The 17,707-nt window shown below is 67.2% G+C and carries 20 protein-coding genes; 7 read left to right on the top strand and 13 right to left on the bottom strand.

Annotation, left to right across the window (positions count from 1 at the left end; translation table 11 throughout):
* Window positions 1-12: 12 nt before the first annotated feature.
* Window positions 13-333: a DsrE family protein gene (locus AB1346_11115; GenBank protein MEW6720989.1), complete on the bottom strand. Its 321-nt coding sequence runs from the start codon at window positions 331-333 to the stop codon at window positions 13-15.
* A gap of 98 nt (window positions 334-431) precedes the next feature.
* Window positions 432-788, bottom strand: coding sequence for a metalloregulator ArsR/SmtB family transcription factor (locus AB1346_11110; GenBank protein MEW6720988.1), 357 nt, complete (start codon window positions 786-788; stop codon window positions 432-434).
* A gap of 106 nt (window positions 789-894) precedes the next feature.
* Between AB1346_11110 and AB1346_11105 the strand changes: the two genes are divergently transcribed.
* Both AB1346_11105 and AB1346_11100 read left to right on the top strand, forming a co-directional pair.
* The gene (locus AB1346_11105) at window positions 895-1,566 is read left to right on the top strand and encodes an RNA polymerase sigma factor (protein ID MEW6720987.1); all 672 of its coding nucleotides are present in this window, start codon (window positions 895-897) and stop codon (window positions 1,564-1,566) included.
* Between the two features lie 5 nt (window positions 1,567-1,571).
* Window positions 1,572-1,700, top strand: a complete 129-nt coding sequence (locus AB1346_11100; protein ID MEW6720986.1) for a hypothetical protein — start codon at window positions 1,572-1,574, stop codon at window positions 1,698-1,700.
* An 87-nt stretch (window positions 1,701-1,787) separates the two neighbouring features.
* On the opposite strand, the gene AB1346_11095 is transcribed toward AB1346_11100, so the two are convergent.
* Window positions 1,788-2,432 (bottom strand): CBS and ACT domain-containing protein, encoded by a 645-nt coding sequence (locus tag AB1346_11095; protein ID MEW6720985.1) that lies wholly within the window; start codon window positions 2,430-2,432, stop codon window positions 1,788-1,790.
* A 6-nt stretch (window positions 2,433-2,438) separates the two neighbouring features.
* The gene (locus AB1346_11090; GenBank protein MEW6720984.1) at window positions 2,439-4,244 is read right to left on the bottom strand and encodes a histone deacetylase; all 1,806 of its coding nucleotides are present in this window, start codon (window positions 4,242-4,244) and stop codon (window positions 2,439-2,441) included.
* 45 nt (window positions 4,245-4,289) lie between these two features.
* On the opposite strand from AB1346_11090, the gene AB1346_11085 reads away from it, so the two are divergent.
* The 5 genes from AB1346_11085 to AB1346_11065 are packed head-to-tail and all read left to right on the top strand — an operon-like array spanning window position 4,290 to window position 9,497.
* On the top strand, window positions 4,290-5,240 hold the full coding sequence (locus tag AB1346_11085; GenBank protein ID MEW6720983.1) for a branched-chain amino acid ABC transporter permease: 951 nt from the start codon (window positions 4,290-4,292) through the stop codon (window positions 5,238-5,240).
* Window positions 5,237-5,890 carry an ATP-binding cassette domain-containing protein gene (locus tag AB1346_11080; GenBank protein ID MEW6720982.1) on the top strand — a complete coding sequence of 218 codons (654 nt, stop codon included), beginning with the start codon at window positions 5,237-5,239 and terminating at the stop codon, window positions 5,888-5,890. Before AB1346_11085 ends, AB1346_11080 begins: the two co-directional genes overlap by 4 nt.
* Window positions 5,891-6,646 (top strand): ATP-binding cassette domain-containing protein, encoded by a 756-nt coding sequence (locus AB1346_11075; GenBank protein MEW6720981.1) that lies wholly within the window; start codon window positions 5,891-5,893, stop codon window positions 6,644-6,646. It abuts the gene before it with no gap.
* Window positions 6,643-6,828, top strand: coding sequence for a hypothetical protein (locus AB1346_11070; GenBank protein MEW6720980.1), 186 nt, complete (start codon window positions 6,643-6,645; stop codon window positions 6,826-6,828). The genes AB1346_11075 and AB1346_11070 overlap by 4 nt, the downstream gene beginning before the upstream one ends.
* A 2-nt stretch (window positions 6,829-6,830) precedes the next feature.
* Window positions 6,831-9,497 (top strand): PAS domain S-box protein, encoded by a 2,667-nt coding sequence (locus tag AB1346_11065; protein ID MEW6720979.1) that lies wholly within the window; start codon window positions 6,831-6,833, stop codon window positions 9,495-9,497.
* Window positions 9,498-9,545: 48 nt separating this feature from the next.
* Here AB1346_11065 and AB1346_11060 read toward each other — a convergent pair whose 3' ends face one another.
* From AB1346_11060 to AB1346_11020, 9 genes are all read right to left on the bottom strand, one after another.
* Entirely contained in the window at window positions 9,546-10,517 is a 972-nt protein-coding gene (locus tag AB1346_11060) for a peptidase U32 family protein (protein ID MEW6720978.1), read from the bottom strand.
* A gap of 4 nt (window positions 10,518-10,521) precedes the next feature.
* A complete protein-coding gene (locus AB1346_11055) occupies window positions 10,522-11,460 on the bottom strand; it encodes a peptidase U32 family protein (GenBank protein MEW6720977.1) in 939 nt (312 codons plus the stop codon).
* A gap of 10 nt (window positions 11,461-11,470) precedes the next feature.
* Entirely contained in the window at window positions 11,471-12,061 is a 591-nt protein-coding gene (locus AB1346_11050) for an ADP-ribosylation factor-like protein (GenBank protein MEW6720976.1), read from the bottom strand.
* Between the two features lie 4 nt (window positions 12,062-12,065).
* Entirely contained in the window at window positions 12,066-12,539 is a 474-nt protein-coding gene (locus AB1346_11045) for a roadblock/LC7 domain-containing protein (protein MEW6720975.1), read from the bottom strand.
* 43 nt (window positions 12,540-12,582) lie between these two features.
* The gene (locus AB1346_11040; GenBank protein MEW6720974.1) at window positions 12,583-14,859 is read right to left on the bottom strand and encodes a thiamine pyrophosphate-dependent enzyme; all 2,277 of its coding nucleotides are present in this window, start codon (window positions 14,857-14,859) and stop codon (window positions 12,583-12,585) included.
* An 11-nt stretch (window positions 14,860-14,870) separates the two neighbouring features.
* Window positions 14,871-15,887: a 2-oxoacid:acceptor oxidoreductase family protein gene (locus tag AB1346_11035; protein ID MEW6720973.1), complete on the bottom strand. Its 1,017-nt coding sequence runs from the start codon at window positions 15,885-15,887 to the stop codon at window positions 14,871-14,873.
* A 16-nt stretch (window positions 15,888-15,903) separates the two neighbouring features.
* Window positions 15,904-16,506, bottom strand: a complete 603-nt coding sequence (gene recR / locus AB1346_11030; GenBank protein ID MEW6720972.1) for a recombination mediator RecR — start codon at window positions 16,504-16,506, stop codon at window positions 15,904-15,906.
* The gene (locus AB1346_11025; protein MEW6720971.1) at window positions 16,503-16,814 is read right to left on the bottom strand and encodes a YbaB/EbfC family nucleoid-associated protein; all 312 of its coding nucleotides are present in this window, start codon (window positions 16,812-16,814) and stop codon (window positions 16,503-16,505) included. The genes recR and AB1346_11025 overlap by 4 nt, the downstream gene beginning before the upstream one ends.
* Window positions 16,811-17,707 (bottom strand): hypothetical protein (locus AB1346_11020; protein MEW6720970.1); only part of this gene is annotated, 897 nt, incomplete at its 5' end. The genes AB1346_11025 and AB1346_11020, both read right to left, overlap by 4 nt.

Raw genomic sequence — 17,707 nt, 5'->3', positions numbered from 1 at the left:
CGACTCCCCTTGTCAGAACGTCATGACGCGGTCCGCCTCCCGGATCATCTCGTGCAGATCTTTCATGGTCGAAAGCGGGCACAGCTCCGAGCCGGAGGAATTCCGCAGTTTGAGACATGTCCCGCAGGCAAGGATATTCCCACCCGCAGCAAGGAAGCTTTCCGCCTGCCCTCGCGTATCGAACTTCGGATCTTTGATCCCATCCAGCTCCACTCCGGCGCCCAGCAGGAAGACTTTGACATCGTCCCCTTCCTTTCGGCTGAAATTGGCAAGCCGGAAGACGTTGAACACCACTTCAGGGTCCGTCTGGGATATCACAAGCGCAAGTTTCATTCCTGCCGTCCTCCCTCCACAGTGTTGGTCTGCCTATTCCTGTATAGCGTTGCAGCTTCAAGAGCTGGTGTGCACACGGAAAAGGAATCCGGGAGTCTTCAGCCACGGATGGTCACCTTCTCCTTTCCGCTCTTGATCTTTTCCCTGTCGATCTGCTCCCTGGTCTTCCGGAGGACCGGATGGTCCGCGGAAAGCAATGTCAATATTCCCTCGACCAGCTTGGGACGGCTCAGGTAATAGCAACGCACCGCGCCTTCCTGGGCGAAGTCCACCAGCCTGGCGTTCCGAAGGACCGTCAGATGCTGGGAGATGTTGACCTGGCTGACCGGGAGAATTTCCTCCATGTCCGTGACGCATCGGGTCCCACGGCTCAGCTCGGCAAGAATCTGCAGGCGGGTGGGGTGCGAAAACGCCTTGATCAGTTCCGCCCGTTCGGACGCGATGTCAGGATCCATGGTTCCCCCTGTTAGATAGTTAGAACATTCTAATATAAGTTTCACCAAATCAACCGGTAACATTTTCACGGTGGCATTATCTATACAGGCAGGGAAAGGAGGGAGGATGCAACGGGAAGAGGAAATCGACCTCGTCAGAAAGGCGAGGGAGGGCGATACGGCGGCCTTCGGTGAGATCGTCCGGCGATACCGGAACCCCGTCTATGCCACGGCGTTCCAGATCCTGAGGGATCGGGGGCTTGCGGAGGATGCCGCCCAGGAAGCGTTCGTTGCCGCGTTCCGGTCCTTGAAGGAGCTCCGGAAGGAAAGCGCCTTCCCCCCGTGGCTTCGGAAGATCACCCGGAACCTCGCCCTGGCGTCGCGCAGGGAACACGCCCGTTTCCGGGCGATCGAGGAGGCGGGAGAGCTGACGTCTCCTCCGGCGGACGCCGGACTGGACGCCGGGAAGGAACGGCGGGAAGCCGATGTTTTCCGGGAGGAGATCGGCCGGATCGTCGCCTCGCTGTCCGACACGCTCCGGTTCCCGGTCCTTCTCTGCTATCTCGAAGAGCTGCCGACCGCGTCCGCCGCCGCCTTCCTCGGCATCACGGAAGGGGCGCTCCGGAAACGGCTTCACGACGGAAAGAAGAAGCTCCAGGAAAGGATCGTCCGGATGGCCGGGAAGAGCTTCCAGGAATACCGGCTCCCCCGCGATTTCGCGAAGCGATGCATCTGCGGATGCCGGCGCGCGCAGCAGGCGAAACCGAAGGAACCAAAGGATCCACCGGAAAGGAGGTGAGACGGATGGCCGAAGAGAAGAACTGCGGATGCGGATGCGGTTGCGTCCCGCCCGGGAAAACGGGCAAGTCGAAACCCGAAGCCGAAAAACCCGAGGTCGAGAAAAAGAAGACCCCGGAGGAGCGGAAGAAGTAGGGCGGCGAACCGGCGGGGGACACACTTTGCTGGCGGGGGACACGCTTCCACTTCATCCCGCGTTTGAAGCGAAGTATGTCCCCCTCCTCAAGAGTGTCCCCCTCTGTCCAGCAGCTCCGCGGCATCGGGCACGCGGAAGCCCGCGCTCCGCAGACGCTCCCGGACGCTGGCCACGTCGATCGTCGACACGCGGACGTAAGCGGCGAACTCCTCCCCGCGGGGCGACAGGATGAGGCTGCGGATCGCGAGCTGCATCTCTCCGAGGAGGCGGATCAGCCGCAGGACGGACGCCATGTCCTGCGGGAGGAGGACATCGACGCGAACACCGATCGCCTCGATGTTCAACGTGTCGAGGAAAGCGCCGATGATGTCCGCCTTGGCGACGATCCCCACGAGCCGGCGCCCCTCCACGACGGGGATCGCCTCGAACCGCATCCGGCGCAGGATGAGCGCGGCGTCCTCTACCGTGTCGCGGGGAGAGAGGGTGACGACGTCCCGCGTCATCACCTCGCCCACCGTGCGGTCCGCCGGGGCGGATTCCGGCGCGTCCCGCCCCTCCTCGAGCCGGGCGTTCCGGATGTCTGTATCCGTCACGATCCCGACGAGCTCGCCCCCTTCCAGCACGGGCAGGTGGTGGATCCGGTGCTCCTTCAGCAGGGAGCCGGCGCGGCGAAGCGTATCCGCCGGCGAAACCGTGACGACCCCGGTCTTCATCCGTTTTCCGACGAACATGTCGTATCAGCTCCTTCCCTGGAGGGCCCGCAGGTGCGCCGCCGCGCAGGATGGCAGGGAGGCCTGCGCATACCCTCCCTCCAGCACGGACACGATCCGCCCCCGGCACAGTCTCTCCGCCAGCCCGCACAGCCGGCAGGTCATGTAAGTATAGGACGCTTCGGTCAACGAAAGCTCGGCGATCGGGTCCGCGGCGTGGGCGTCGAACCCCGCGGAGACCAGGATCAGCCCGGGGCGGAACCGCTCGACGGCCGGGACGACGTGCCGCTCGAACGTCTCCTCCAGCTCCCGGTCGTCCGTGCCGGGCTGTAGCGGCAGGTTCAGCGTGGTCCCTTCCCCCGCTCCCCGCCCCGTCTCCGTCCTCCGCCCGGTCCCCGGATAACAGAAGGAAGGGTGCTCGTGGATGCTGCAGAAATAAACGAAGGGGTCCTCCTCGAAGATCTCCTGCGTGCCGTTCCCGTGGTGGACGTCCCAGTCGAGGACGAAGACCCGCTCCACCCCGTGGACCGCCCTCGCGTACGCGGCCCCCACGGCGACGTTGTTGATGAAGCAGAAGCCCGCGGCGGCCGCCCTCCCCGCGTGGTGTCCCGGCGGACGGACGGCGCAGAACGCGTTTTCCACACGACCGTTCATCACCGCGTCGACGGCCGCCATCACCCCGCCCGCCGCCAGGAGCGCGGCGCGGTACGACCCCGGGGAGACGGAGCAGTCGCGCGTGACGAAGGTGCGGGCGCCTCCCTCCACGCTCTTCCGGAACGCCTCGACGTACGCCGGGGAGTGCACCCTGTGGACGTGCTCCAGCCCCGCCGTGTACGGATCGAGGAACACGAGGCTCCGGTGCAGCTCCTCCCGGTAGATCCCCTTCATCAGCCAGGACAGCCGCCTGCCGTTTTCCCTGTGCCCCCGGCGCACCTCGTGGAGCCGATACTCATCCGAGTGGACGAATCCCGTCCGGCGCGGAGTGTCCGTGTAGATGACCTTGAAGCCGTCCCAGGGCTGCCCGCACAGGAGGAACGCCTTGCCGAGCGGGAAGAATCCCTCCTCCCGGAAGACGTCGTCCCGGACCGTCGAATAATACCCCTCCGCGCTCCGGTAGACGGGCACCTTCAGGTCGCGGCGGAACATCCCGAAGTCGTGCGCGCAGGTCAGCCGGGCGATCTCCGCATCCTCCACGGAAAGCCCGAGCGAGCGGACCAGCGCGCGGAGCTCCTCCCGCATCCGCCCGACGTCCGAACGCTCGATGAAGTCGAATCCCTCCTTCGCCCAGTAGTACTTCCCCACCGACAGCGACGCCTTCAGCCGGAACTGGTGGAAGCCGAGGTCGCGGAACAGCCGCTCGTAGCGCTGGAACAGCGACGAGGCGTACCCCGAGCTGCGCTCCCGGAGGCGGATCTGCTCGATGTAGACGACCCGCAGCCTCCGCCCGGCGAGGTACTCCTTCCACCCGAACCGCTCGTCGCGCCCCGCCTGAAAGTACAGCGTCATGTTCCCTGCCGGGACGCCGGAATGGAGGATCTGCGTGTCGTAGATGACCCGGTCGGGCCCGAACAGGAGGAGGTTGTCGCCGTGCTCGAAATCGCCGATCGCGGCGGAGACCGCGGCGAACAGCTCGTCGGGGGCGATCCGGTTCCGGAAGATCTCCTCCCAGCGCGAAAGGAGTTTCCTCGCGGAGGGCCTTTCGGACACCAGGAACGGCGAGGCGGCGCCGCTCTTCTTGATGACGGAAGGGTTGATCTCCGCCCCGTAGACCCTCCCCTCACCGATCAGGCGGTCGAAACCGCGCGAAATCTCGTCCCGCGAGCGGGGACCCACGATTTCTTCGGGAATGGGCACACTTCATTATAGAATCGGGAAGCGATGGGAAGGAATCTCGCTCTCGGCAATACGGCGGCCTGGACCGCGGCGGCGGGAGGGCTGCTCCTGCTCCCCCTCGCGAGCCGGGACCCGTTCCTGCTCGACGTCCTCACCACGGGGTTCCTGCTGGCGGCGTTCGCCGGATCCTGGGACATCGTCGGAGGACTGGCGGGGCAGGTCTCCCTCTGCCATGCGCTTTTTTTCGGCGCCGCGACGTACGCCTGCGCCTCCCTCACCACGCTGCTGCACTGGCCGATCGCCCTCGCGGCGGCCGCGGCCGTCCTCCTGTCGGCGCTGGCGGGGGCCGCGGTGGGCGTACTGGCGGCGCCGCTCAAGGGCCCCTTCGTCGCGGTCCTGACGCTCGCCCTCGGAGAGGCCGCCCACGAGCTGGTGCTGGGCAATGTCTTCCTGTCGGGACCGGGGGAGTACGCCTGGGGAGGCGAGGGGGGGATCCCGGTTTCGCTGCCGTGGGGCGCGGGATCGCCGCTCGCCGCGTACTACGCCGCCCTCGTCTTCCTGGCGGCGGCGACGGGCGTCATGCTCCTCCTCCGGCGGTCGCGCCAGGGGCTGGTCCTGCGCGCGCTCGAAGGTAGCGAGATGACCGCCCTGGCCTCGGGGGTCGACGTCGCGAAACAAAAATGCCGCGCATTCACGATCGCGGCCGCGCTCGCCGGAGCCGCCGGCGCGGGCTACGCCGCGCACGTCGGGAGGGCGACGGCGGCGGACTTCTCCCTCGAGCTCTCCTTCCAGGCGGCCACGTTCGCCGCGGTCGGAGGGCGCGGCTCCGTCCTCGGCCCGGTCGCCGCCGCCTTCCTCCTCCACGTCCTGCTACAGGGGCTCGATGTCCCGCCGGGCACGCGTCTCCTGTTCTACGCCCTCGCGCTGATGCTGATCCTGAGGTTCTTCCCGGGTGGAGTCGCCGGCGCGCTCCGGCGGCTCCGGGAGCGGACATGACGCCTCTCCTCGAAGCCCGCGGGATCGCGAAATCGTTCGAGAGCAACGTCCTGCTCTCCGATGTGTCCTTTTCCGTCGCGCCCGGGGAAGCCGTCGGCCTGTTCGGGGCCAACGGGGCCGGAAAGACGACGCTGGTGAACGTCCTCTCGGGACTGATCGCGCCGGACACAGGGACCGTGCGCTTCGACGGCAGGGACATCACCCGGCTCCCGCTGGACGCCCGCTACCGGATCGGCATCTCCCGGACCTTCCAGATCCCCCGCCCCTACCCCGCCCTCTCGGTGCGCGACGCCGTGCGCGTCGCCCTTCCCGCGCCGGCGGACGAGAGCGCGATCGAAGCCCTCCTTTCGCGCGTGGGGCTTTCCGGGCAGCGGCAACTCCCCTGCGCCCGCCTGTCGCAGGGATCGCTGCGGCGGCTCGAGTTCGCCCGGGCGCTGGCCTGCCGGCCGCGCCTGATGATCCTGGACGAGGTCTTTTCCGCCCTGTCCGCGACCGACGAGGAGGAGCTCGTCGCGCTCCTGCGGGCGGCGAACATCGAGGACGGGGCGGCGTTCCTTCTCGTTTCCCACAATCCCCCGCTCCTGAAAAGCGTCTGCCGCCGCATCCTGCACCTCGAGGGCGGGCGCATCGCGCGCGAGAGGACGGTTTAGATGGCGCCGGCGACCGGGGCCCCACGGCTGGAGATCCGCGGCGTGACGATCGCCTTCGGAGAGGTGGTGGCGGTGCAGGAAGTCTCCCTCTCGGTGCGGGAAGGGGAGACGGTGGCGATCTTCGGGCCGAACGGATCGGGGAAGACGACGCTTCTCAAGGGGATCGCGGGGCTGGTACCCGTCACCCGGGGGAGCATCGCCTGCGGAGGGGAGGAGCTGACGGGATTGCCGGCCCACGCGCGGGCGGCGCGCGGGATCCGGTACTTCTCCGACCGGTCGCGCGTGGCGGTGCGGATGTCGGTGCGGGAGAACCTCGACGCGGGGGCGTGGCTTCTCCCGGCGGCGCGGCGGGAAGCCGCCCTGGAGCGCGTGCTGTCGATGTTCCCCATCCTCGGGGAAAAGGCCCGGGAGCCGGCGGGTGTGCTCTCGGGAGGGGAGCGCCAGATGCTGATCCTCGGGCGCGCCCTGATCGGGGAGCCGGCGCTGTTGCTGATGGACGAGCCGCTCCTCGGCCTCTCGCGGGAAGTCCGGGACCGGTTCGTCTCCGCGATCGAGTCGGACCTTAAAGGGCGGGTGACGATCCTTCTGGCGGAACATGACGCGGAGACCGGCTACCGGCTCATGGACCGGCACGCGATCTTCCGGAACGGGGCCATCGTGCATGAGGGAATCCGGTCTGACGTGGGCGACGCCCGGGAGCTGCTCGCGCTGCTCCACCGGCATTTCCGCCCGGAAAGAAAAGGGGGAACCGTATGAGAGCTGCGGCGGACGAAGGCGGGGATAACGGAAGCTCCCGCCCGGTGACGGTCTCGGTGAGGCTGCCCGCGGAGCTGGCCGGCCGTCTGGAGCAGTTCTGCCGCGAGTATCGGGTGACGCCGGACCGCGTGGTGGAGCGCGCGCTCGAGGACTATTTCCGCGAGGGGGACATGAGTCACTGACCATGGAAACGAAGGAATTCTACCGGCTGCTTTTCGAGAATTCGAAGGACATCATCTTCGTCGTGACGCCGGACGGTCGGTATATCGACATCAATCCCGCCGGCGTCGAGTTCTTCGGATACGAATCCAGGGAGGAGATGCTCGGCCTGGACATCGGGACCGACATCTACGCGGACCCTGCGGAAAGACTGGAGTTCCGCCGGAAGCTGGAGGAAGACGGGTTCGTGAAGGACCACCGGATCGTGGTGAAGCGGAAGGACGGCGAACGGCGCATCGTGCTCGCGACGGCCCACGCCGTCCGGAACGGGAACGGCGAGATCATCGCCTACCAGGGGATCAACCACGACATCACCGAGCGCGAGCGGGCCGCGGAGGCGCTGATCCAGGCCAACGACCTTTTACGGGTGATCATCGACACCGTGCCCACGGCGATCATCGGAATCGACACCGAGGAGCGGGTCCGGATGGTGTGGAACCGGGCGGCGGAAAAGATGTTCGGCTGGAGCGCGGAGGAGGTCATGGGACGCCCGCTGCCGATCGTGCCCGAGAAAAGCGGGGGGGAATTCCGGGAAAACCAGGTCCGTGTCCGGAAAGGGGAAACCGTCCACGGCCGGGAGGTCCGCCGCAGACGGAAAGACGGAACCACGGTAGACTGCAGCCTCTACATCACGCCGCTGTACGACGAGAAGGGGGCGTTCGCCGGCAGCATCGGCGTGCTGGCGGACATCACCGAGCGCAGGCGGATGGACGAGGCGCTGCGGGAGAGCGAGGAGCGGCTGAAGCTCACGCTCGACGCCGCCCACATCGTCGCCTGGGAGGTCAACGTCGAAAAGGGGCATCTCGAGGTCGGCCCGGTCCACGAGCTGTTCGGCAGGCCGGAAGGCTTCCGCCACCCGGGGCTGGTCGACCTGTTCCGGAGCGTCCATCCCGACGACCGGGAAGCGTTGGAGACCATGATCTGGGCCGCCCTGCGCGGGGAAAGGGATTTCGGGATCGAGTTCCGCGTCCCCCTGGAGGACGGGACGGTCCGGTGGATCGAGGCCACCGGCACGCTCCAGCGCGATGCGGAGGGAAAGCCCTCCCGCCTCCTCGGGATCGCGCGGAACGTGACCGAGGGGAAGCTCGCGGAGGAGGCGCTGCGCCGGAGCGAGGAGCGGTTCAAGCGGCTGGTCCAGAACTCCAACGACGTGATCACGCTGATCGACGAACGGGGGACCATCTCCTCCGTCAGCGGGCCGCTGGAGCGGATCACGGGCTACCGGCCGGAGGAGCTGGTCGGGAAGCCGGCGACCGACCACGTCCATCCGGACGACATCGAGAACGTCCGGCGGGTGTTCGGCGAGACGCTCCGGGAGCCGGGGCGCAACGTCGCGGTCGAATACCGGGCCCGCCACAAGGAAGGGAGATGGATCTCCGTGGAGGCGGTCAGCACCAACCTGCTGGCCGACCCGGTGGTGAGCTCCCTCGTGGTCACGCACCGGGACATCTCGGAGAGGATGCGGCTGCAGGAGCAGCTCCAGCAGGCCATGAAGATGGAGGCGGTGGGAAGGCTGGCGGGAGGGATCGCGCACGACTTCAACAACATCCTGACGGTCGTCACCGGGAACGCCGAGCTGGCCCGGATGTCGCTGAGCGCTTCCGACCCCCTGGTCCGTCCCCTCGACCAGGTGATGAAGGCCGCAGGCAGCGCCGCCTCGCTGACGCGGCAGCTCCTCGCTTTTTCCCGCAAGCAGATCATCGAGCCCAGGGTGCTGAGCCTGAACGACCTCGTCCGCAACATCCAGCAGATGCTCGTCCGCCTCATCGGCGAGAACGTGACCTTCAAGGCGTCGCTGGGCGAGGAGCTCGGCTCCGTCAAGGTCGACCCCGGGCAGTTCGAGCAGGTGCTGGTCAACCTCGCCGTCAACGCGCGGGACGCCATGCCGGAGGGCGGCAGCCTCTTCATATCGACGTCGAACGTCGTCCTGGACGGGAGCTACTGCGCGTCCCACCCGCAGTCGAACCCCGGCGAGTACGTCCTGCTCTCCGTCAGCGACACCGGGCACGGGATGACCGACGAGGTGAAGCGGCACCTCTTCGAGCCGTTCTTCACGACAAAGGGGAAAGGACTCGGGACGGGGCTGGGGTTGGCCACGATCTTCGGCGTGGTCCGGCAGGCGGGAGGCGCCATCCAGGCCTACTCGGAAACCGGCATGGGGACCACGTTCAAGATCTATCTGCCCCGGGTCGCCAGCCAGGCCGAGCGGCTGGTCCGGGAAGGGCTGCCCCTCGAACGGCTGAAGGGAAGCGAGACGATCCTGCTGGTCGAGGACGAGGAGACCGTGCGCCAGGTGGCCTCCCGGATCCTGGGCGACCTCGGCTACAAGGTGATCGAGGCCCGCAGCGGCGAGGAAGCCCTGATGCTCGCGGACTGGAACAAGGGGCGGATCGACCTGCTGATGACCGACATCGTCATGCCGGGGATGAACGGGCGGGAGCTGTCCGAGCGGATGTCGAAGACGCACCCGTCGATGAAGACGCTGTTCACCTCGGGGTACACGGAGGACGTCATCGTACACCACGGCATCCTCGACTCGAACCTCGATTTCATCGGGAAGCCGTACACGGTGCAGGCGCTCGCGGCGAAGATCCGCTCGGTGCTGAAGCCGAGGAAATCGGGCGGAAACTAGCCCGCATTTCTCACCAGCCTCCTACTGCGGCGGCGGATACGGGCATGTCTACTGCGCTCCGGGGGGCAGGTCGCCGCGCGCTTCCCCGATCAGGCCGGCGGTCTTCTCCCTCCGCTCGGCGTCCCGCGCCGCCACGATGGACGCCATCCGCTCCCGGAAGGGTTCCATCCGGAACCCCGCGCGGTCGCGCACGCAGGCGTCGATCAGGTCCCGGTAGAACCGCACCATCTCCCCCACCAGCGCCGTGGAGTATTCCCGGCCCTGGATCTTGATGGTGTCGACGCCGAGGTCGAGCAGATCCGGGATGTCGTCGACGCGGAAGAACGCCGGGTTGGGCATCTTCACGCCCGTCGCCTCAGGCGCTCCCGTCCCGTCCACGAGGTCCCAGTCGGTGAGGCAGATGCGGTAGCACAGCCCGCCGCGGTTGGGACTGCCGGGGAAATGGTCCTTGCCGTCCGCGTCGACCTGGTGCGCGAAGCGGGCGTAGCTGCTCATCGTGCAGCGGCCCAGCAGGGTGTAGCACGTGGTGGCGTGGACCAGGACCTCGAGGCCGACCCCCGCCTCCGCCTTGATCCTCCGCATCGCGTCTCTGCCCATCCGGCACTCGGCGACGATCTGCGAGGCGCCCGCTTCCTTGTAGAAGAGCGCCTCCTGGACGTTGGCGATGGTGCATCCCACGCTGGCGTGGATGATCGCGCCCGGGCGGGCGTTCTTCAGGGCGGTCATCAGCCCGGGATCGGTCAGGATGAAGTCGCGGATGCCGGCGCGCCACAGCGCCTCGGCCCGGGAAAGGAAGAGCGGGGCCTCGGACGAGGCCGGCAGGGTGTTGAAGGCCACGCGCAGGATCTTCCCCGCGGACCGGGCATACCGCGCGGCCTCCGCGATCTGCGCGTCGTCCATCTCGTACAATGCGCGGCGCCGGCTCCATCCCTTCACGCCCACGTAGACGGCGTCCGCCCCGTGGTCGAACGCCGCGCGGACCATCTCGAGCGAGCCGCCGGATGCCAGAAGTTCCGCCATCTCCCTATTTTATCCCCGGCGGTTTTCCCATCAACGCCGTCCCGACGTATTCCCTGCCGCTCGTCCCGAAGAGGTAGCCGTTGCACAATCCCCGCTTCGCGTGGCGGTAGACCGCCGCCGCCCAACGGTCCGGGATCGCGTACTCTCCTCCCGCGAACGCGAGCGCCAGCGCCTCCCGGTAGACGGCGCCGATCTCCGAGCGGTACCCGGCCGACTCGTACAGCCCTTCCACCCGGAAGACGCAAAAACCTTCCCGGACCAGCCGGGGCAGATGCTCCAGCAGGCACATGTCGCGCCCGGAGAGGACTCCCTTGCCGACCGTCTTCAGACCCCACTGCGGAGTGGTCAGCCAGCGCTCCTCCCGGCAGGCGGCGGGGCATTTCGGGTCGGTCTCCTCCGGCTCCGTGAGGAGGAAGCAGCGGTCCGTCACGCCCAGCGGGATCTTCCCGTGGACGAGCAGCTCGATCTCCACCCCCCCGTCCCGGCCGATCACGGCCGCCTCCTCGAGCGACACCTCCGCGTTGGGGCGCACCCGCGCCGCGCCGGAGCCGCGCATCACCTCCGCGGCGAGATGGGTGTAGACGTTCGCGTAGGCGCCCATGTGGGCGGGCAGCGGTCTCCCCCTCTCCCGGAGCATCCGCAGCACCCCCAGGCTGTGCACCTCGAGGGCGTCCGCCCCGGCAGCCGCCGCTGCGTCGATGAGGCGTCCCACGTGGGGCAGGTCCGCATCCCTCGGAGCCGCCGGCGTGGTCACATACGCCTTCCTGCCCGCGGCGTGAAGGCGGGACACGGCCTCCCCGAGCGTCTCCAGCGCCTCCGCGTAGTTCCCCTCTACCCGGCGGCAGTAGGGGCTGCCCAGGCAGACGGCGTCGTAGGGCGAAAGGTCGGTCCCTTCGAGTTCCGCGGGGGAGGCGATGCTTACGATGAGTTCGAAATCCCGCATGGAACCCGCGCTAACGGCCGCCCTTCTTCAACTGGTTCAGGATGAGCTTGATGGCCGATTTCAGCGTCTCGAACACCCCGACCCCCGTGGAGGCGCACGCCTCGAACTCGGGGACGTTGCGCTGGTTCAGCAGGGAGTGCATCTCGGACACCGAGGCGATGCCGGGCAGGTCGCGCTTGTTGTACTGGATCACCAGCGGCACCTTGTCGGGGTTGTACCCCTGCTCCTCGAGGTTCAGCCGCAGGTTCTCGATGGACTCCATGTTGGCGTCCATCCGGGCGAGCTGGGAATCGGCGCAGAACACCACGCCGTCCACGCCGCGGAGGATTAGCCGGCGGCTGGCGTCGTAGAAGACCTGGCCCGGGACGGTGTAAAGGTGGAAGCGGGTCTTGAACCCGCGGACATCTCCGAGCGACAGGGGGAGGAAGTCGAAGAAGAGGGTGCGCTCCGTCTCCGTGGCCAGGGAGATCATCTTCCCGCGCGCATCGGGGGCCATCCGCTTGTAGATGTATTGGAGGTTCGTCGTCTTGCCGCACAGTCCCGGGCCGTAGTAGACGATCTTGCAGTTGATCTCCCGGGACGAGTAGTTGATGAAGGACATTCTCTTACCGGAACAGGCTCTCGATATCTTCCTCGGTCAGCTCCTCGATCACTCCCTCCTCCTCCCCCGCGTTCTCCTCGACGGCCGCGAGGATCTGCGCGAGCTCCTGCGAGGCGCGCCGGACCCTCAGCCGGACCAGCCCCACGGAGGAGCGGCGATCGAATATCACGACGAGGATGAGACGGTCTCCGACGACGGAGATGTGCATGTTGTCCCGCTCCCCCTCGTGGAACAGGATGGAAAACTCCTTTTCCCCGATGAGGTTGGCGAGCCCGCCCGTGGCGGCGATGTTCCCCGCGGCGAGGGAGGCCAGCGCCGTGGCGTCGACCCCCTGGGCCTCCCCGGTGGACGCCAGCAGCGTCCCGTTCTTTTCCACCAGGAAGACGGCCTTGGCGAACGCGTCGGCGCGGAGCTTCCTCAAGGAGGCGAGGAACGCCCCGTATTCCCGTTCCCGCAGGATGAAACGATTCGAGCGCATCGGTCTGGAAGATATCACAGCCGCCCTCCCCGGGAAAAATTATCTAAAGGTACGGGTTCTTGTGCATCTCCTTCAGCCGGAGCCAGCGGCGGTCGACCTCGGCCTGGAACCGGTCGAGCTGCTCCTTGCAGTCGGGCTTCAGCAGATGCTTGGTCTTCCCCATCTGCTTGAGCCATTCCGTCACCGGCACCTTCTTCCCCTTCTCCTCCGGGTCGTAGTTCAGCGTCGTGATCCCGCGCTCGACCTCGTAGAGCGGGAAGAAGCAGCAGTCGACGGCCGACTGGATGATGGGGACGGACATCCGCTCCTCCGTCTTCCACGCCAGCGGGCACATGGAGATCAGCTTCACGAAGACGAGCCCTTCCTCCGCGTATTTCTGGGCCTTGGCCGCCTTGCGGATCATGTCCCGCGGGTCGCATTCGGCCGCCGTGGCGACGTAGGGGACATGGCAGGCGGCGAAGATCTGCGCGGTGTCCTTGTGGTGGGTGGCCTTCCCCTTCTGGAACGGCCCGTAGTTCGACGTCGAGGTGGACTGTCCCAGCGACACGGTGAACGAGAGCTGGGAGCCGGTGTTCTGGTACCCCTGGTTGTCGTACTCGAGGATGATCATCCGGTTCCCGCGCATCGCGGCGCCGATGGACGGCCCCATCCCGATATCGTGGCCGCCGTCCCCGGTGACCATGATGAAGGTGATCTTCTCGTCCTTCGGGATCTCGCCGCGGACCTTGCGCTCCTCGAACATCTCCACCACGCCGGAAAGGGTCGCCGACCCGTTCTGGAAGAGGTTGTGGATGTAGGTGTTCTTGTGCGCGGTGAAGGGGTAGCCGGTGGTGACCACCATGCCGCAGCCGGTGTGGAAGAGCGTCACCACGTGCCCCTCGATCCCTTTCAGGAACGTGTTCAGGTTCACGAAGATGCCGCACCCCGGGCAGGCGCCGTGCCCCGGCGCGATCCGCTTGGGCCGCCCGGTCAGGTTGCGCAGCACGTTCCCCTTCACGTCCATCTTCCCTTCCGGCGACACCTCGACGCGCAGGATCCCCGACGCGTCCGCCTCGGCGATCGGCTCGTACGCCTTGGCCGGAGTGTAGCCGGTCTCCCCGGGATTCACGCCGAAGTACGAGTAGGGGACCTCCACCTTCCCGGTCTTCGCGATCCCGACCGCCTCGCGCAGCATCTGCGCCGCGTCCTCGACGAAGAACTCCTTCCCGCCGGTGCCGTACACCCGCGCGGCGATCTGCGTCGCGTTGCCCGGGACCCCCTGCAGCGCGGCGCGCACCTCGACCGCCATGGCCCCGCCGTAAGCGCCGTAGTTGTCCTGCCGGTCCGCCACCACGAGCCCCTTCACCTTCTTCATGGCCTCGCGGACTTCCTCCAGCGGGAAGGGGCGGATGACGTTGGGGCGCACCAGGCCGACCTTCAAGCCCTCTTTCCGGAGGGCGTCCACCGCCTCCTTGGCCGTCTCGGCCGCGGAGTTCAGGATGAACAGGGCGGCCTCGGCGTCCTCCATCCGGTACAGCTCGAGCGGGTCGTAGCGCCGGCCGGAGAGCGCCGCGTACTCCGCGAAGACCTTCTTCACCACGCCGTCCGCGCGCAGCATCGCGTCGGCCTGCTGCTTCTTGTTGTTGATCTGGTCCGGGTCGTTCATGTACGGGCCGATGGTCACCGGCTTCGACGGGTCGACCGACGTCACGGTGGGGACGAAGGGGCCCAGGAAGTCCCGTACCACCCGGTCGTCCGCGAAGATCTCGACCCGGCGCTTCTGGTGGGAGGTGAAGAAGCCGTCGAACGCCACGAAGACCGGGAGGCGGACCTCCATGTCCTCGCCGATCTTCGGCGCTATGATGTTCATGTCGTAGACGGCCTGGGCGTCCGACGCCATCAGGACGATCCAGCCGGTGTTCATCGCCAGCATGATGTCGCTGTGGTCGCCGCGGATGTCGAGCGGTCCGGACACGGCGCGGGTGACGATGTTGAACACCATCGGAAAGCGCGTCCCCGACTGGACCGGCAGCTGCTCGAAGGCGTAAAGGAGGCCGTTCGCCGAGGTCGCGTTGAAGACCCGGCCGCCCGCCGTCGTCGCGCCGTAGCAGATCCCGGCGGCCCCGTGCTCGCCGTCGCCCGGGACCATCCGGATGGTGTGCTCGCCCTCCGCCTTCATCGCGTCTAGCGTCTCCGCGATCTCCGTGGACGGAGTGATGGGGTAGTACCCCATGACGTGGTAGTTGATCTGCTTGGCGGCCGTCGCCGCGATCTCGTTGCCGCTCTGGACGACCATCGTCTGCTCGGGGCGGCCGCCCGCCGCCTTCGCCGTCTGGGCCATCTTCCCTCTCCTTATTTCAGGAACTTGTGTTTCACGGTGATCTTGTCCATGTCCTGCTCGGCTTCCTTGGCCGGAACCAGCGCGCCGAACTTGCAGATGTAGGTGCAGCGCAGGCACCCCTTGCAGAACTGGTAGTCGATTCCCTCCAGGACCATCCCCTCCTTGCCGGTCTTCGGGTCCGTCCCCTTCTCCCAGACGAAGCAGTAGTCGGGGCAGGTGACGTCGCAGTCGCCGCAGCGCACGCACTTGTCCTTGATGAAGAGCGGGATCATGCCCGTGCGGCTGGTGGAGAGGTCCTTGAACCGCATGTTCCCCACCGAGTAGATCGTTCCCCCGATCGGCGCCGTCTCGTATCCGAGCTTCGGCTGCTCCCTCTGGAACGGCGCGGCGGGGTATTTCCCGTCCACCGGGAATTCCCTGAACGCCACCTCGTCGAAGCCGCGCTTCAGCGCATCGAGGTTCCCCTTCATCAACGCGGGGTACTTCTTCCCGAACTGCTCCTCGATCGCCCCCTCGACCGCCTTCCATTCGAAGAAGCCGGCGGCCTTCATGACGGCGCCCATCATGACCATGTTGACCCGGGAGCGGGTCTGCATGGCGATCTCCATCGCGTCGACCGTGCCGACCTTCCCCCCCGCCAGCTTCAGGTAGTCGCGCGCCTCCTCGGGAGTACGGCGGGTATTCAGGATCACCGTGGTCTTGCCTGGGACCGCGCCGGCCGTCACCGGGACCGCCTTCGCCAGCGCCTCGTGGAAGACGGCCAGGACGTGCGGCTCCTCGATCGGGCTGTTCACCCGGACCTGGGTATCGGCCTCGCAGATCCGGATGTACGACTTCACCGGGGTCCCCTTCTTCTCGGAGCCGTAAGACGCGAACCCGGCGCCGTTCATCCCCATCCCGATGATGGCCGCCTCCGTGAGGATCTTCCCCGCCACGTTCGCGCCCAGCCCCCCGATGCTCTCCAACCGGATCTCGAAGAACCCCAGCTCGTTCTTCACCGGCAACTTCGCTCCACCGCTCTGGCTCATGTCCCTCGCTCCTCGTTTATAGGTCGCGACGCCCTTTCATCGCCTTTCCGACGGTGATCTCGTCCGCGTACTCCAGGTCGGCCCCCACCGGCAGCCCGTGCGCGATGCGCGTCACGCGCGGCCCCAGCGGCTTCAACACCCCGACGAGGTACGAGGCGGTCGCCTCCCCCTCGGCCGTCAGGTTGGTCGCAAGCACGACTTCCGCTATGCCGCCGCGCCCGACCCGGTCGAGCAGCTCGCGCACATGGATGTCGTCGGGCATCACCCCGTCGATCGGGGAGATCGCCCCTCCGAGAACGTGATAGCGCCCCTTGAATTCCCCGCTTTTCTCGATCGGCACGATGTCGGAAGGGCCTTCCACCACGCAGATCAGGTCGTCCCGACGCGCGGGATCCGTGCACAGCGAACATGGATCTTCATCGGCGATATTCAAACATTTTGAGCATCTTATCACGGACTCCGGGATCCCGGAAATCGCGTTGCCGAGCTCCCGGACGAATTCCGGGGGCATCCGCAGGAGGAACATCGAGAGGCGCGTCGCCGTCTTCTCCCCGATCCCGGGGAGGCGGGACAGCAGGTGGACGAGCCGCCGCAGCGGCTTCGGGTAGACCGATGTCACAGGATCCCCGGGGGAAGCATGCCGCCGGTGATCTTCGACAGCTCGGAAGCCGCCATCTCCTTCGATCGCGCCAGGGCGTCGTTCACGGCCGCGCGGACCAGGTCCTGCAGCATCCCCACGTCGTCCGGCGAGACCACCTCCTTCTCGATGCGCACCGACACGACCTCCTGCCGCCCGTTCGCCGCGACGACCACCATCCCCCCGCCGGAGGAGCCCTCGACGGTCTTCGCCCCGAGCTCCTCCTGGAGCCGCTGGAAGCGTTCGCGCAGCGCCTGGGCCTGCTTCATCATATCCCCGAAATCGGTCATTTCTCCTCCTCTTCCGCCGCCTCCGCGATCGGCGCTTCCTCCGCCTCCTCGCCCTTGCCTTCCTCCACCGCGGCGGGGGCCGGCTGCACCTTCACCAGCATCGACCCCTCGAACACCCGCAGCGCCTCCAGGACGACGGGGTCGGAAAGCGCCTTCCGCTCGAGACCCTCCTCCGAAATCAGCGCGCCGTCAGGCTCCGGGCTTTTTTTTTCCGCCGAAACCGACAAGCGCACGGGGACGGGGCGGCCGGCCGCCTCCTCCACCAGGGACAAGAGGAGGGCCCACTTGTCCGGATCCTTCAGCCGGTCGAGGATCATCTCGTTCCCGCAGGAGATGACGAGCTCTCCGCCCTGCGTTTCCCCCTCCATCTGGCTGAGCAGCCCCGTCAGGACGACCTTCTTTTTCGCCTCCGCGGTCCGCTTCAGGGCGTCCCACAACCCCGCGCCACCGGCAATCCCCTCCCGGGAGGCCGGTCTCGCGTCGGCCTTCGCAGCGGGCGCCGCGGCGGAAGCCTCGGGAGGCGCCGGTGTCGAAGCGGCCGGGGGCGCCTTGCGGGAAAAAGTCGGCGCGGGCTGCGGCGAAGCGGCCGATGGTGAGGCCGGAACCTCCCCCGCCTCGAGGGCCGAGAGGGGCATCAGCCCCTGCGCGTTCGCCAGCCGCAGCAGGAGCAACTCGAATCCGAGGTTGGGGAACTCGGTCGCCAGGACGTCCCGCTCGGACCGGAAGGCGATGTCGAGCAGGAACATCCATTCCTCCTTCGACCGTCGCGAGGCGAGTTCCCGCACCCGTTCGAGGGAGGTCGGGGAATATCGGAAGAGGAGCCCCTCGTTGCCGGTGAAGGAGAGCACCGTCGCGTCCCGCAGGACATCGATGAGGGAAAGGTACAGGTACTT

Source organism: Thermodesulfobacteriota bacterium, assembly GCA_040758155.1.
Taxonomy (GTDB): Bacteria; Desulfobacterota; Deferrimicrobia; order Deferrimicrobiales; family Deferrimicrobiaceae; genus UBA2219.
The sequence above is the reverse complement of the archived record's forward strand: the minus strand, read 5'-3'. Positions and strand labels throughout refer to the sequence as shown.